This is a genomic window from Microcoleus sp. SVA1B4 (genome assembly GCF_036700545.1).
Taxonomy (GTDB): domain Bacteria; phylum Cyanobacteriota; class Cyanobacteriia; order Cyanobacteriales; family Microcoleaceae; genus Microcoleus.
On sequence record NZ_JAUBPB010000051.1, the window covers coordinates 34967 to 49652 of the forward strand.

11 protein-coding genes are annotated in these 14686 nt (G+C 45.1%); 3 read left to right on the plus strand and 8 right to left on the minus strand.

From position 1 onward, the window contains the following. Window positions 1-84: 84 nt before the first annotated feature. From QT987_RS21015 to hemW, 4 genes are all read right to left on the minus strand, one after another. Window positions 85-1650, minus strand: a complete 1566-nt coding sequence (locus QT987_RS21015; protein ID WP_333243868.1) for an FAD-dependent oxidoreductase — start codon at window positions 1648-1650, stop codon at window positions 85-87. Between the two features lie 394 nt (window positions 1651-2044). Then, window positions 2045-2317, minus strand: coding sequence for a DUF1830 domain-containing protein (locus QT987_RS21020; protein WP_333057596.1), 273 nt, complete (start codon window positions 2315-2317; stop codon window positions 2045-2047). A gap of 155 nt (window positions 2318-2472) precedes the next feature. Further along, window positions 2473-2691 (minus strand): hypothetical protein, encoded by a 219-nt coding sequence (locus QT987_RS21025; RefSeq protein WP_333211550.1) that lies wholly within the window; start codon window positions 2689-2691, stop codon window positions 2473-2475. A 227-nt stretch (window positions 2692-2918) separates the two neighbouring features. Then, window positions 2919-4262, minus strand: coding sequence for a radical SAM family heme chaperone HemW (gene hemW, locus QT987_RS21030; protein ID WP_333243871.1), 1344 nt, complete (start codon window positions 4260-4262; stop codon window positions 2919-2921). 375 nt (window positions 4263-4637) lie between these two features. Here hemW and QT987_RS21035 point away from each other — a divergent pair, with 375 nt between their 5' ends. After that, on the plus strand, window positions 4638-5717 hold the full coding sequence (locus QT987_RS21035; RefSeq protein ID WP_333243874.1) for a PIN/TRAM domain-containing protein: 1080 nt from the start codon (window positions 4638-4640) through the stop codon (window positions 5715-5717). 293 nt (window positions 5718-6010) lie between these two features. Here the strand turns inward: QT987_RS21035 and QT987_RS21040 are convergent, their stop codons facing one another. Continuing rightward, a complete protein-coding gene (locus QT987_RS21040) occupies window positions 6011-6583 on the minus strand; it encodes a Uma2 family endonuclease (RefSeq protein WP_333243877.1) in 573 nt (190 codons plus the stop codon). 532 nt (window positions 6584-7115) lie between these two features. On the opposite strand from QT987_RS21040, the gene QT987_RS21045 reads away from it, so the two are divergent. Beyond that, window positions 7116-8363: an MFS transporter gene (locus tag QT987_RS21045; RefSeq protein WP_333243880.1), complete on the plus strand. Its 1248-nt coding sequence runs from the start codon at window positions 7116-7118 to the stop codon at window positions 8361-8363. Window positions 8364-8547: 184 nt separating this feature from the next. On the opposite strand, the gene QT987_RS21050 is transcribed toward QT987_RS21045, so the two are convergent. Beyond that, entirely contained in the window at window positions 8548-10758 is a 2211-nt protein-coding gene (locus QT987_RS21050; RefSeq protein WP_333243891.1) for a Tex family protein, read from the minus strand. Window positions 10759-11134: 376 nt separating this feature from the next. On the opposite strand from QT987_RS21050, the gene QT987_RS21055 reads away from it, so the two are divergent. Next, the gene (locus QT987_RS21055) at window positions 11135-11995 is read left to right on the plus strand and encodes a Uma2 family endonuclease (protein ID WP_333243883.1); all 861 of its coding nucleotides are present in this window, start codon (window positions 11135-11137) and stop codon (window positions 11993-11995) included. A 177-nt stretch (window positions 11996-12172) separates the two neighbouring features. Here the strand turns inward: QT987_RS21055 and QT987_RS21060 are convergent, their stop codons facing one another. Together QT987_RS21060 and QT987_RS21065 are read right to left on the minus strand one after the other, a co-directional pair. Further along, a complete protein-coding gene (locus QT987_RS21060; RefSeq protein ID WP_333243885.1) occupies window positions 12173-13150 on the minus strand; it encodes a class II fructose-bisphosphate aldolase in 978 nt (325 codons plus the stop codon). 267 nt (window positions 13151-13417) lie between these two features. Beyond that, entirely contained in the window at window positions 13418-14152 is a 735-nt protein-coding gene (locus QT987_RS21065; protein WP_333243888.1) for a phosphoadenylyl-sulfate reductase, read from the minus strand. Window positions 14153-14686 lie beyond the last annotated feature (534 nt).

The following is a 14686-nucleotide window of genomic DNA, read 5'->3' on the forward strand; positions in this document are numbered from 1 at the left end:
ATAAATTATCTTGTGTTGTGGAACAGGCATCTTGCCTGTTCATATATTAGCCACGGGCAAGATGCCCGTGCCACAATTTATCACTTAATAATCGCCTCCAGCGCCATATTGCCACGCTTCAACTAATCGGTGAAAATAGTATTGCTGCTCCGGTGCTAAATTTTTCACCTGCGGTTCTACGGCTTTCCCCAAAGGCTGCAAACCCGTATAAATTCCTAAATTTACATAATGAACCATCCAATCGAGCAAATTAGCTATTCCAACCTGCGGGATAATTTTCATAACTAATCCGGGATGGCTAATTGCTGTTTTAAACAGAGTTTGGGACAAAGCCGGAAACAGCACGATATCTTGAAGAAACGGTTTGAGTACCGGTTCTCCCAACTCTTCCATTACCTGAAATACGGCAGCCAAAAGTTGATTGATTTGATTTGGGTCTATTTTCTGATTCATCGCAGCACTCATCGAACGCTGAAACAACCAGGTGACAGATAGATTCGGCTGGTAGGGTTGCAAAAGTGCGAGGGAATTTTTGTCGAGACTGTCGCTTGTCAAAGCTTCGTCAATTCCTAAAGTCAAGCGTTTGAGGTGACGCACCATTGCGCCGAAACCGCCGAAGCTGAGGGGAGATTGGCTACCGCTGCTGTCTCCGACTGGGAGTAGGCGATTCCAAGACGTTTTGAGAGGACTTTGACGATAGCAGGGGAAGAATCCGTAGAGTGCTCTTTGGAATTTTAATTGTTCGAGTTCGACGTTTTGATATTGGGGAAGCAAGCGCAAATACTCTTCAAATAATGTTTCTAAACTGAATCTTTCTGTGTCGGCGTCTATGTAGGTAAATAAGTAGGTGGTGCGGCCGTCTCTGGCTGGAAATGCTTCCCAAAAATATTGGCACTGATTTTGCATTGGGGTGAAGGATGCAAATATATCGCCGGTGTCGTTTTTGGGGTATCCTTGAGCGCAACTACCGACTACTAAACATACGGCGTCGGGTTTTTTCCCTTGTCTAGCTTGGCGGACAATGGGCGAAAAATGTCCCATTGCGTCTAATAATAATCTGGTTTTAAATAAATTTGTAGCAGGTTGTGTATCGGTGTTAGCCGATTCTACAAGGACTCCATTTGGGTGAATGGTTGCTGTTTTAAATGGTGTATTTTCAAATAGCTTTCCTCCAGCTTGGAGGAATCGCTGTTTCAGGGTTTCTAGGAGGTAAACTGGGTCTATTCCGATGTTGAGTACGTCGCGCACCCAAATGTCTGGGGTGTTGGCAAAGCTGATGCGGGCTGGGTTGTATTCGGTGGCTATGGCTTTTTCTATCTCTTCAACTGATAGCAGATTTAGTTCTAAGAATGCGTCTAATTCTTTGCGAGAAATGTTCCATTCTTGATCGCGGCCTCGCAGGGTGCCGCGTTCTATCAAGGCTACTCGCCAACCCCGCACGGCTAGGGCTGTACCGATTAATATTCCTAGGGTTCCGCCGCCGATAACTATGTCGAAGTCGAGGGTTTCGAGGGGTTGTTGGCTGTGTTTGACTGCTTGGGGTGTTGGTGCGGTGTTTTGTTTGAGGTTTTCCCAGAGTCGATCGACTTTTCTCAGGCCTGTGAGGGCGTCTCCTGGCATTTGGGAGAGGATTTGTTCGGTGAGGGACATCGGGTTTTAGGATTGAAGAGTGGTGGATTTTTTATAATTTAGCTTAGATTCACATTTCCGACAGTTTCAGGGCTGACGCATGGGGTGGCGAGAATGCCGGTTTATACTAAGATGTTGCACCACTGTCAATAAGCTTTTTAGGAACAGGCAAGATGCCTGTTCCACAAAGAGTAGATTTTCTTGTGGAACAGGCATCTTGCCTGTTAAGCGAGAATGGTGCAAGATGTGAGTTTCTACGAATTTTGGGCTTAGTAACGAGAAATCTAGGAATCAACCGGGTTTATGAGGTTGGGAGTGCGATCGCGAACCGAGTTTTTATAATCATACAAAGAAACCCGGTTTCTGAAAAAAAACCGGGTTTCTACCTCTCGTTGGTAAGTCTGGGGAATTATCTTCAATCAGCGGTGCTTAATTCTTCAACTCGCAGCCGATCGCACAAAATTCGCTCGCACACTATACCACCCGTATCCGCACTCCTGCAAACTTCTAACTGAGCTTCCGGCAACGCTTCAAACAAAAAACGTTCCCCCGGAAACACTGTCCGCTCAAAATACCAATTAGGAATATTTGTAATGCGAGCGATTTGCACTTTGCTAGTATTATTTAGATACCAACACAAAATGCGCGTATGACCTTCGGAAATTACCTGATTTAGTGTCAAATTCATCTTTTTAACTTGTTTGTGCAATGGTGCGAGCGAGTGGCAAAAGGCCTAAGCTTATTATAGCATATTCCCAGTTAAAACATAATTTTTTATACATTTTTTTTACATTCTTTGGGTTAATTAATAAATTTCTCCGGGAAAACATCAGCGCCTTCCCCCTATTCCCAAGAAGGTGCAAAAGCCGGCATTGCTAAAGTGCAAGATTTCCATCCTCCCTTAACAGGTGCATTCAACAATTGACAGTGACCAACTGAACCTCTTGCCTGTTGGTAGTGACCGCAAAAATTACACTTGGAAGCCGGATTGCACCCGCGCTCGCTAATTACAAGGCTGGGCTGCTTTTGGGTTTGGTTGCGCTCGATAGTTAAAGTGTTCATTAAATTACTTTTTAAATGTTCAGTCTTAAGTATGACGGCTGGAGTGCAGTCGTGGCGTCTATCTCAAGGCTTAGTTCACCTTTAAGATTTGTTTAGGGATCGATAGAAAATATATTATTTTTGAGATGATCGAGCTAGGGAGCAATTGAATTTCCTTTCGATCGCATTGGCGGCCACGGCTTTAGGGTCGATCGCGCTTGTCAGGGGGTATACTTCCTCAGACAGAGCTAATTATCCTCGCCTAAGTTGCTGAACAAATCGGCTAAAATTGTATTAGAAAATAAAAAACCTTCGGGATCGCTCAACCTCAAATTGCCCGAAAGCGGCAGTTTCGCGGCCTCGCCTAAATTTGAGATCGCCCCATCCGCAGTGATAATTTCTACCCATCCTTGCCGCCAGTAGGGCTGCAAACAACGCCAAATTTTATCAACCGTTTGCTGACTAAACTTTTCAGTCAGCGCCGACAGGCTAACTCCTTCTGCTAAACGCAAACCTAGCATCAGCGTTTCTAGCAAAATGTCATTTTCTGAGACTTGAAAATTTTGCTCAATTGCTGGGTACATATCATGCTGGGTTTCCCCCCCAATTTGTGGAGTAGCAGGGGAATTGAGGCCAGAGATCGATCGCACCCACTGATAATATTCTTGAGTTTTGCGAGGTCTAGTCAACCTCCGGCCTTCCACGTAACTCGCCGCCCCCATTCCCAAACCGTAATAAGGACGATTTTCCCAATAAACGCGGTTGTGGCGGCACTGATAGCCAGATCGAGCGTAATTAGAAATTTCGTAATGTTCGTAGCCAGCACCGGTCAGAATTTCCCGCGCCAAACGGTACATACCAGCAGCGGTTTCATCTGCTGGTAGCGGCTGCGCGCCTGCTTCAAAGTAGCGCCCGAAAGCAGTTAAGGGCTCAACAATTAAGTCGTAACTCGACAGGTGAGTCGGGCTAATTTCCACCGCCGATTTCAGGGAAGCTTCCCACTGTTCTAAAGTTTGGTGTGGCAGTCCCGAAATTAGGTCTAAACTGAAATTGACAATACCAGCCGATCGCACTATTTCTACTGCTTCAAAAATATCAGCGACAGAGTGCGATCGCCCGCAAGCTTGCAGCAATTCATCTTGAAAAGCTTGCACTCCCAAACTAACTCGATTTACTCCCGCCGCTGCATATCCCCGCAACTGTTCTAAAGTAAACGTACCCGGATCTATTTCTATAGAAATTTCCGCCTCAGCAGCAATGCCAAATTTGCCGTCGAGAGTCTCTAAAATATTGCTCAACTGACTGACAGAAAGCAGCGAAGGCGTGCCACCACCAAAAAAAACTGTTTTCAGAGATGCGCCTAAATTTTTAGTTGCTTGAATTTCTTGACACAGTACAGCAACATATTGCACAATTGTGCCGGAATTCTCGCCATTTTTGCGATCGCCCACCACAAAAACCGGAAAATCGCAGTAGTAACAGCGGCGGCGACAAAAAGGTATATGCAGGTAAGCCGAACTGGGAATGCCGGAATTTGTCGCTTGCACACTTTTTTTTAATTCAAATGTTAAATAATCTGTGGGAGGGTTCATTACATCTCAAGCCGAAAGCGCCACTTCAAATCTAAAGTTTTAATTAAACAATCATGAATAATTATGTATATTATGACATTTTCTTACCAAAAAAGCGCTGCGAACGATCGGCTCTTTTAATTTAACCTCGTACCCGTTTTGATCTGCCAAAATTCCCCAACAGCCCGCAGCGCGGTCTATTCGCACCTCGTGCCTGCTGGCGGCGGGGCGCGCTAAATGCCGATCGGCTCCCTGGCACATCCCCCAAAGGGTACAACGGGTAAATATAAGTTTATAAAAATCCCTCAGCAAATATAGCGATATCCGACCAAAGCATGAAAACAAGTATCAGCACTAGAAAGATATAATAGGAATAAATTCATTAACCTAGAACTAATGCTAGACGCAATCATAATAATCTCATTCATAATCGCAGGCGGAGGCATCGGCTATTACGGAGTCGAACTCCTGCCGAGCAATCTCCTGCTGCAAGTTACAAATATACAAGGCTTAAGTTCTGTACTAGGTTCCTTTGGAGCATTAATCGGCTTCGTGATGGGATTGGTGGCTCAAACAACCTATCGACGCCTGGAAAAACAAGTCCGCGATATGCCAGTGGAGATGCTGCTGACGCGGGCGATCGGCTTAATCATCGGACTGCTAGTAGCAAACTTAATGCTGGCTCCGCTATTCCTGCTGCCAATTCCCCGCGAGTTCGGCTTCATCAAACCTTTAGTCGCAGTCTTGGGTAGCGTCATGTTCGGCTTCACAGGCGTCAGCTTAACAGACACCCACGGCCGCGCTTTCTTGCGACTGATCAACCCCAAAAGCTTTGACACGGTGTTGGTAGCCGAAGGTACTTTCAAACCAGCAACTGCCAAAGTTGTCGATACTAGCTGCATTATTGACGGCCGAATTGAAAACTTGCTAGAAACAGGTTTCCTCGAAGGTCAAATTATCGTGCCGCAATTCGTGCTCCAAGAACTGCAACTGGTAGCTGATTCCGCCAACGATCAAAAGCGAGTGCGCGGGCGCCGCGGCTTAGATGTACTCAACCGCATCAAAGAAACATATCCAGAACGGATTCAAATTCACTCGGCTGACTACGAAGATATTGCCACAGTCGATGCGAAATTAGTCCGATTTGCTTTGGATATCGACGGCATTTTGCTCACCAACGATTACAACTTATCGAAAGTAGCTACAGTCCAAAAACTGCCGGTTTTGAATATCAACGATTTGACTCATGCGGTGCGCCCGACTTATTTGCCGGGAGATACGATCGAACTAAAAATTCGCAAAGAAGGCAAAGAACCCTCTCAGGGAATCGGTTACTTGGATGACGGCACAATGGTTGTCGTAGAAGCAGGAAGCAGCTATGTCGGAGGCGAAGCCAGAGTCGTAGTCACCAGCGCCCTGCAAACCAGCGCCGGCCGCATGATATTCGCCCGTCCTCAAGAATCCGTTATTGTTTAAAACTGAGTAACAATGGCCAGGGCAATCAGAATCAAATATTGCGATCGTTGTTCCCAATCTGCCCCGACTCTCTACCGCGCCCGGTATGACGAGTCGGGGCAGTGGTTTTTTTTGTGTCTTAAATGTTGGGAATCGGTAAGTAAAAACAATCCTTTTTACTTCTACGGTGGCACTTGGAAAGCCAGCAAGAAAAAATAGCAATTACCAGCTTCTTCTTCTTTTCTCTTCCTTCGCGTCCTTAGCGTCTTCGCGGTTCAATCATATCAATATCAGTGATTCTAGAGTAATTAAAATCAACCAATCCCGATCGCATCTTCATACAATGTCTCGATCGCACAGCTAAAATTCACGCTAGCAAACTGAACTTCTTGTCCTTGAGTGTAAGGATAAAGCACCCACAAACCCTCTGCATTCCGGCGAAAAGACTCTACACTAACTCTTTCTTGATTGATTAATACATACTCTTGCAAACTTTCGGAAGTACGGTAATCGGCAAACTTTTCACCTCTGTCAAAAGCCGCTGTTGTTGGCGATAAAACTTCCACAATTAAGCGCGGGTAGATAATGAAATCTTCAGCAGTATTTCTGTCCCGTTCATCGCAACTCACCGCTACATCGGGATAGTAATAGAAATTTGATGTCTCATTCCGAACTTTCATGTCTGCCATGTAAGTTATGCAGCCACTTCCCCGAAGATGGTTTCTCAACAAAGTTGCTGCATTTACACTAATGATGACATGAGCTTTGCTTGCCCCTGCCATTGCATAGATTTCACCTTGTCTGTACTCGTGTTTGATCGGACTGACTTTCTCGCCTGCTAAATAATCTTCAGGAGAGACGTAGGTGTCGCTTTTACTTGCAACCATATAATTTTAAGGTTGGTGAGGATTACACAATTATAGCCCAATACGCTTGGGTTAGCGCTTTCAGACGAATTTCATTTCACGCATTTATGAGAGTTGCAAACTTGTGAAAGGAAATCAGATTATTCTTATCCCCAGCGTATTGTTTAATGTGTAGGTTTTCTCGCCACAGATTCGATTCATGGGGAAATTGAATGCGATCGCAGAACCATCAAACAAACAACTTTGTGGGATTAAAAGATTTCTGTCAATGCGTAAATCCTAGCTTTGTTGATAACCTGAACTAATAAGTCTTATAAGAAATTCTGTATCTAAATATACACTTTTTGTATAAATCATGACATTTGTCAAGTTATCCTGACATTAAGGGCTATATTCCACAGCTTAGCTACAAAATTTGTAACCTCCAGAGTTGAGAAGGTACTCCAAGCTTTTACCAGGCTAGGGGCTTTGGTTGTTGGCGTTGGCACTCCAGCTAAGTTCTCAGATTTTAGTCGTCCGTGAAATGTGATATGAGTTGAAATCTCCCAAATTCATGCCGAAACTAAAAGAATCTTTTAATCACCCCCATACCGAACCAGCCGATACCGCGATTCGCCTAAAGCAGCATAAAGACCTGTTTTCCTGGCTTTCGATCGCGGCGGGGCTAATTTTTCTACAGGGGTATATGATTGCTCCCCTGATTCCACGTTTGGCTGAAGTTTTTAATGTTCCCGTTCAGGAAATCGGCTTTATCGTTCCAGCCTATATGCTGTCCTATGCACTGATGGCATTGTTCTTCGGCCTCCTGTCCGATCGCTTTGGTCGATGGTCTATTATTCGCATCTCGCTTGCTCTTTTTGTCATTTTCACGGCTTTAACTGCCACTGCTCAAAATGCTTCGCAGATGGCAACCTGGCGGCTATTAACCGGGATTGGAGCAAGTGGTGTGATTCCCCTTACCTTCGCCTTAATTGGCGATTTATTCCCGTTTGATCAGCGAGGTGCCAAGCTAGGATTGGTGTTTGCAGCAATGGAAGGGGGAATGGCAGCAGGCTCTGCGGGGGGAGCGATTCTTGAGCCATTTGTAGGTTGGCGATCGCTCTTTCTCGGTACTGCTGTGCTTGCTGCTGTTGTGCTTTGGCGGCTTCATCCTTACGGCTCTTTATTTGATACACCAAAAGTCACCAAATTACCGCCTATTCGCCACATCTTTAGGGGATACAGCCAGATATTAGCCACCTTTCGGGGAAAGCGTACATATGCTTATGTTCTGTGGAATGGTATCTACCACTCTGGGGTATATACATGGCTAGGGTTGTATTTATCGCAACGGTACAACATGGATGCCTTGAGCATTGGGTTAAACATTCTTGGGTACGGCGTTCCCGGTTTATTGCTGAGTTCTCTCATTGGTCAAGCTGTCGATCGGTGGGGACGGCGTTGGCTCGTTCCAGCAGGGTTGGTAATGGCTGCTGTGGCTGGGATTGGAATGATTTTTGAGATTCCGCCAATAGGAACGACGATCGCAGTTCTTATTTTGTCTTTAGGGTATGACCTGACTCAACCGTTGTTTGTCGGAATTGTGACCGATCTCGGAGATGACAACAATTTGGGCCAAACGATGGGACTGAAGGTATTTACTCTCTTTACTGGATTTGGTGTAGGCAGTATCATATTTGGAGAACTACTGCGCTTTGGATTTGGGCCTTCTCTTGCGATCTTTGGTGGCATTCAGTTGATAGTTGGTTTGATTGCAGTCCCACTATTCTGGCAGGAAGTCCCCTCTCGATTACGGGGTTAGCGACTGTTTCCCAAAGCAATATTGCATACATTAATACTGCTCTGTTGTAGACCATCTATAGAGCAATACGCTTGGGTTAGCCCTTTCAGACGAATTTCATTTCACGCATTTATGAGAGTTCCAGATTTTTGAAATACTCACCGGCCTGAAGGCGCGGTGAGTATTTCAGCTTTCCCCCAAATTTTTAACGTCGGCGCGGGGCCGGAAGCCTCGCACTATTGCCATTTTGCGGTTGCGGTTTTTCTTGTAGCTTCATCGTCAAACTAACCCGCTTTAACTTCTCATTCACCTCCAAAACCCGCACTTTCACAACTTGTCCGACTTTAACAATCTGTTTGGGGTCATCAACGAATCGATCGGCTAATTGAGAAACGTGAACCAAACCATCTTGGTGCACTCCCACATCAACAAAGGCTCCAAAGTTAGCTACATTCGTGATTATGCCTTCTAATTCCATCCCAACTTGTAAGTCGGAGATTTCTTTGATTCCTGCTTGGAAAGTGGCATATTTAAACTCGGCTCGCGGGTCTCTTCCCGGTTTTTCTAGTTCGGAAATAATGTCTCGGAGTGTTGGTTCACCCACTTTTTCTGTGACATATTTCTTGATATTTACAGTCTTGATTTTTTCCGATATTTGTGTTATTCCTGTCAGCGGCAAGTCTAAATCCTTGGCGATCGCCTGCACTACAGGATAACTTTCGGGATGAACTGCGGTATTGTCCAGGGGGTTTTCGCCGCCGCGAATGCGGAGAAATCCGGCTGCTTGTTCAAAAGCTTTGGGCCCGAGTTTGGGAACTTTCAGCAGTTGGCGGCGATTTTTAAATGCGCCGTTTTCGTTGCGGTAATTGACTATATTTTTGGCAACTGTTGCCGTCATTCCTGATACAAATGTCAGCAGTTCTTTCGATGCTGTGTTTAAGTCAACTCCGACATAGTTGACGCAGCTTTCGACTGTTTCGTCGAGTTTCTTTTTGAGCAGTTTTTGGTCAACGTCGTGCTGGTATTGACCGACTCCTATTGATTTCGGGTCGATTTTCACGAGTTCGGCGAGGGGGTCTTGCAAGCGCCGTCCGATGCTGACTGCGCCGCGAACGGTGATGTCGAGATCGGGAAATTCGGCGATCGCCACATCGCTTGCTGAATAAATCGATGCACCGGATTCATTCACCATGACTTTAATCGGTTTCCTGTCCATTTGGGCCAAAACTTCCGAAACAAATTCGTCTGTTTCGCGGGAAGCTGTACCGTTGCCGATCGCGATTAATTCAATTTTATATTTTTCAATTAAATGCTTGACAATTTTACCCGCTTGTTGTCGCTGAGCGGCCGCTTGGTGAGGGAAAATTGCTTGATATTCTAAAAATTGCCCGGTTTCATCGAGGGCGGAAACTTTGCACCCCGTGCGAAATCCCGGATCGATCGCCAGTGTCGGTTTCATTCCCGCCGGGGCCGACAGCAGCAACTCGCGGAGGTTGGTTTCAAAAGTGGCAATGGACTCGATATCGGCGACGGCTTTGTTGTGCGATCGTACTTCTGTAATTAACGAAGTCTTCATCAGTCGGTTGAAGGCATCCTTCAAAGTCGATCGATAAAACTCTTTAACTTCCGGTATCCTAGTTCTAATTTCCTGAGCTTCCAAATAAGCCATCACTGCGGATTCATCAAAAGCCAGTTCCAAATCTAAAACCCCTTCCGTTTCCCCGCGAAACAGCGCTAACATATTGTGCGATTGAACGTTTCTCGCTGCAACTTGGTAATTGCGGTACATTTCAAATTTAGTGCTTCCTTCCGGGAAATCATCTTTAATTTTCGAGACAAAAACTCCTGTTTTCATCAAAAATTCTCGCAAATAAGCCCGCAATTCTGCTTTTTCCGAAACCGCTTCCGCCAAAATATCCGCAGCACCTTTGAGAGCTTCTTCTGCTGTTTTAACGCCCTTTTCTTCCGAAATGTATTTAGCTGCTTCCGCCTCAAAATCTGCTGGTTTAGCCGTCGGTAAGTTCAGAGATTTGATAAAATTCGCCAGCGGTTCCAAACCTTTTTCCCTAGCAATTGTCGCTCGCGTCCGTCGCTTGGGTTTGTAAGGCAGATAAAGGTCTTCTAGTTCGTTTTTTTGCAAACAAGATTCGATTTTAGATTGCAGTTCTTCAGTGAGTTTCCCCTGAGAGCTAATCGTATCTAAAATCGACTTTTTGCGCTCTTCTATTTCCGTCAAATAGGTGAAGCGATCGGAGATATCCCGCAACTGAATTTCATTCAGCAAATCCGTGCGTTCTTTGCGGTAGCGGGCAATAAACGGAATAGTTGCTCCCTCGGCGAAAAGTTCCAGAGCATTATTGACTTGAGACAGATTAATGGAAAGTTCTTGAGCAATCAGTTGAGGAATGTCGATCATAGTGCAGAATTTCGGATCAGTCATTCGATTTTAGATTTTAGATTTTAGATTTTGGATTGACTTGCGCGAGATCAATTCGGGGGCGTGAGGATTTTAGATTTTAGATTTTGGATTGATTCCACGGATAAATTCAAGGGCTTGTACCATCAACAAATTCTTGGTCAATTTTAGATTTTAGATTTTAGATTAACTTCACAGAATAGAGCAAGAAAAGGGATTGTCCCAATTTTGTTAAAATCGTTTTCTAGGAGTGCGATCGTCTCGCACGGCAAAGCCGATATCTCTCGCTTCTAGCTCTCCGGCTTGCACTCCTGTGAAAGCATCATTGGGATGTTCCCATGATGTTAGCATAAATGGAGTCATTTCTCAATATTATATGTTTCCTTTTAAATATCCTGTGCCGCAAACCGATCCGCCGCGATCGCCCAGAGAAACGCTGCCGACGATGTACGATTTACCCAGCGAAGACCCGGAGGAACCTGGTTTGCCTGACGAATTTCACGATTTGCAGCCGCAGTTGTTGAGTCTGACGTTTCGACCTCGGAATTATCCGGCTTCTGAGATATTTAGCGGCACCGACATGAACCTTTATTATGACGTGCATCACACTCTGTGGCACAAGCGGCCGGATTGGTTTGGAGTTGTGGGAGTTCCCCGACTTTACGATCGCTCCGAACTGCGGATGAGTTATGTTACTTGGCAGGAAGGCGTGAATCCTTTTGTCATTGTAGAACTGCTTTCGCCGGGAACGGAAAAAGAAGATTTAGGCGACAATACCGATGAGGAAAAGTTGCCATCTCAGTCGGGAAACGCTGCGGGTAACGGGCAAGTTTTGGATCGGGAGACGAAGGAGGAACCGCCTAGAAAATGGGAGGTTTACGAGCAAATTTTGCGGGTTCCTATTTATGCCGTTTTCAGCCGCTATACTAACAAATTGCGAGTGTTTGAATTGAAGGGCGGACACTATCAAGAATTAGAATTGCCCGAGTCGCGAGTGTGGATTCCTGACCTAAGTTTGGGCTTGGGTTTGTGGCAAGGAGAGTTTCAAGGAATCGATCGACTGTGGTTGCGCTGGTATGATGTTGATGGCAATTGGATTCTGACGGAAGCGGAACAGCAACGGCAGCGGGCCGAGTCAGCGGAATCTAGGGCTCAACAAGCAGAAGCTCAATTGCAGTCTTTAATTCGGCGACTGCGGGAATCTGGCATCGATCCCGATCGATTTTTAAACGGTTAGAGAAGACTGAAGTCCTGACTAATATTATGTCCGGTTGATTACCCCTAATAAGGTAGAGGCGGGTTCACGAAAAATATCTGCCAATAATTGACAATCTCAAAAACCCGCCCTTTTAATCGCGGTCACTCGATCCGAGATGATATAAAAACTGGTTCGCAGTCAGGACTTTAATTTTTTTTACTTCAACATCAGACTGAAAGCCTCACTATACACAGGCTTTAACATTTGATCAAAACTTGATTGGTTGCGGCTGGTTTGCTTGTTGCTGATACTCTTTGGGGTCAACTCATCCCTGTAGGGAGATTGATGCAAATAAGCTTTACCGACAGAACCAAAAAGTTGCAGTTTGTCAGAAATCACCGATTGCATGGCATCGATAGCTTTTTCCATTATTTCCAACAAATCCGGATCTGCCTCCGAAATGCTACTTTTTAACACGTCCATATAAGCTTCGCGAACTTCCGTATTCACATTAAATTTAGATACCCCGAATTGAATACATTGATGAATCATTGACTCCGGCAAACCGCTAGCACCGTGCATCACTAACGGCACTGAAACAGCAGCCCGGATTTTTGCCAGACGCGGAAAATCCAGTTTCGGTTCGCTGAAATATTTGCCGTGAACGTTACCAATTGTTACGGCTAAAAAATCCACCTTCGTTTCTTTGATAAACTCTACTGCTGCTACGGGATCGGTCATTCTTGCGGCTTTCTCCTCGATTGTCAAACCGTCTTCTCTGCCACTAATTCTGCCGATTTCTGCTTCAACTGCCGCACCGTTAGCGTGGCATAATTTAGTCATTTCCCGGCTAAATATTAAGTTTTGTTCGTATGGCAAAAAAGAACCATCTGCCATAATTGATTTGATGCCGGCGGCTAGGCCCAGGTGAATGTCTTTTTCTGAGGTGCTGTGATCTAAGTGTACTGCGATCGGCACTAAAGATTTCCGGGCCGCTTCCATGCACAGCGCGACTAAAGGCGATTTTCCGTATGGCAGGGCGCTGGGGTGAAGTTGCAGTATAGCAGGACTGTGCAGCGCTTCGGCGGCATTAATGACGGCTTTTACTCCTTCGAGGTTGTAGACGTTAAAAGCGCCGATCGCATAACCATTTCTCAAGGCCGTGTTCAGCAATTCGCTAGTTGACGCGAGCATATAGTACCTGCTTTAAAAACTTTTCTGAATGTTGATCATTCTATCAAAGTTCAAGGGCAAGCTCAGCGTAATTTTTGTTTATTTTAATTGCGAATTCTTCCGCTACTATTTATTGTTATGTCGAGCATTATATCAAAGTTCAAGGGCAAGCTCAGCGTAATTTTTGTTTATTTTAATTGCGAATTCTTCCGCTACTATTTATGTTGTAAAGTGCATTTATTCTTGGCTAAGGTGCGCCTAGCGCACCTTACTACTAAGTTATTTAAACTATGTTTGTGCGTTTCCAGCGTGCAAACCGCACTCTTTTACGGTCGCTTCTTCCCACCACCAGCGACCTTCGCGTTCGTGTTGGTTCGGCAATACCGGCTTTGTACAAGGTTCGCAACCAATGCTTACAAAACCGCGTTCGTGCAACTTGTTGTAAGGCACATCCAAAGCGCGAATGTATTCCCAAACCTCTGCCGAAGACCAGTTTGCTAAGGGGTTGAATTTAATTAATTCATGGTCAGGAGTTGAGAATGCAGTGTCAACTTCAATAACCGGAATACCGTTGCGGGTACTGGGACTTTGGTCTTTGCGCTGACCGGTAATCCAAGCATCGAGAGTATTCAGTTTGCGGCGCAGCGGCTTGACTTTCCGCACGCCACAGCATTCTTTGTGACCGTCTTGATAAAAACTAAACAATCCCTTTTCTTCTACTAGGGCTTGTACTTCTGCTGCATCGGGAAACATTACTTCTAATTTAATGCCGTAATGTTTTCTGACTCGATCCAAAAACTGATAAGTTTCCGAGTGCAATCGTCCGGTGTCTAGGGTGAAAACGCGGAAGTTTTTGGTAATTTTTGAGGCAATATCGATCAAAACTACATCTTCAGCCCCGCTGAAAGAAATGGAGATATTGTCAAAATTTTCTAGGGCAAATTTGAGAATGTCTCGCGGTGTTTTTTGACTGTATTCTGCTTCTAGCGCGGCAATGTTGAGATTTCTTTGGATGGCAACCATATTTTCGGGTTTTCGGTGTTCTTTTCCTCTAGCCCTTTATTATAGCCGATCGCCGTCTCTCTCTCTCCGACTAATTTGACAATCAAGCCATGTCGTCCGGGGCCCCCGGATTCATCCGTGAAGCGAAAAAAAAGCTTTGAATGCTCATCGCCAGCCCCCTGGGTTTATCAGTGAGGTCGCTTTCTTCAATCTCTTCAATTTCGTCAATCTAAAATCTAAAATCTAAAATCTAAAATCGACTGGCCGCATCTTGCAGCAGTCTTTTCGGCTGGGCCCACAATCAAGCTCAAGGATGGCGATCGCCCAGTAGAGGAGTTTTGGTGAACCCAAAACTCCTCTACTGGGTAAAATGGGACTGTCGCGCGATCCATTGAATTTGCCCCCCAATTATAAATCGCACACAATAAAATTATTTAAATGTCATTGTTACAATCCGAAAATTTGACTTGTCTCATTAATTAAATAAGGATCGCGAATTAAATAACTTACAATTTTAATTGTTATTGTGGGATGGGCGTCCCGCCCGTCCTTTTT

Bases quoted from the DNA above. Each gene is read 5' to 3' on its own strand.
- QT987_RS21020 (WP_333057596.1), bottom strand. From the start codon at position 2,317: ATGAATTTGACACTAAATCAGGTAATTTCCGAAGGTCATACGCGCATT.
- QT987_RS21045 (WP_333243880.1), top strand. From the start codon at position 7,116: ATGCCGAAACTAAAAGAATCTTTTAATCACCCCCATACCGAACCAGCC.
- QT987_RS21050 (WP_333243891.1), bottom strand. From the start codon at position 10,758: ATGATCGACATTCCTCAACTGATTGCTCAAGAACTTTCCATTAATCTG.
- QT987_RS21025 (WP_333211550.1), bottom strand. From the start codon at position 2,691: ATGAACACTTTAACTATCGAGCGCAACCAAACCCAAAAGCAGCCCAGC.
- QT987_RS21040 (WP_333243877.1), bottom strand. From the start codon at position 6,583: ATGGTTGCAAGTAAAAGCGACACCTACGTCTCTCCTGAAGATTATTTA.
- QT987_RS21015 (WP_333243868.1), bottom strand. From the start codon at position 1,650: ATGTCCCTCACCGAACAAATCCTCTCCCAAATGCCAGGAGACGCCCTC.
- QT987_RS21055 (WP_333243883.1), top strand. From the start codon at position 11,135: ATGTTTCCTTTTAAATATCCTGTGCCGCAAACCGATCCGCCGCGATCG.
- hemW (WP_333243871.1), bottom strand. From the start codon at position 4,262: ATGAACCCTCCCACAGATTATTTAACATTTGAATTAAAAAAAAGTGTG.
- QT987_RS21060 (WP_333243885.1), bottom strand. From the start codon at position 13,150: ATGCTCGCGTCAACTAGCGAATTGCTGAACACGGCCTTGAGAAATGGT.
- QT987_RS21065 (WP_333243888.1), bottom strand. From the start codon at position 14,152: ATGGTTGCCATCCAAAGAAATCTCAACATTGCCGCGCTAGAAGCAGAA.
- QT987_RS21035 (WP_333243874.1), top strand. From the start codon at position 4,638: ATGCTAGACGCAATCATAATAATCTCATTCATAATCGCAGGCGGAGGC.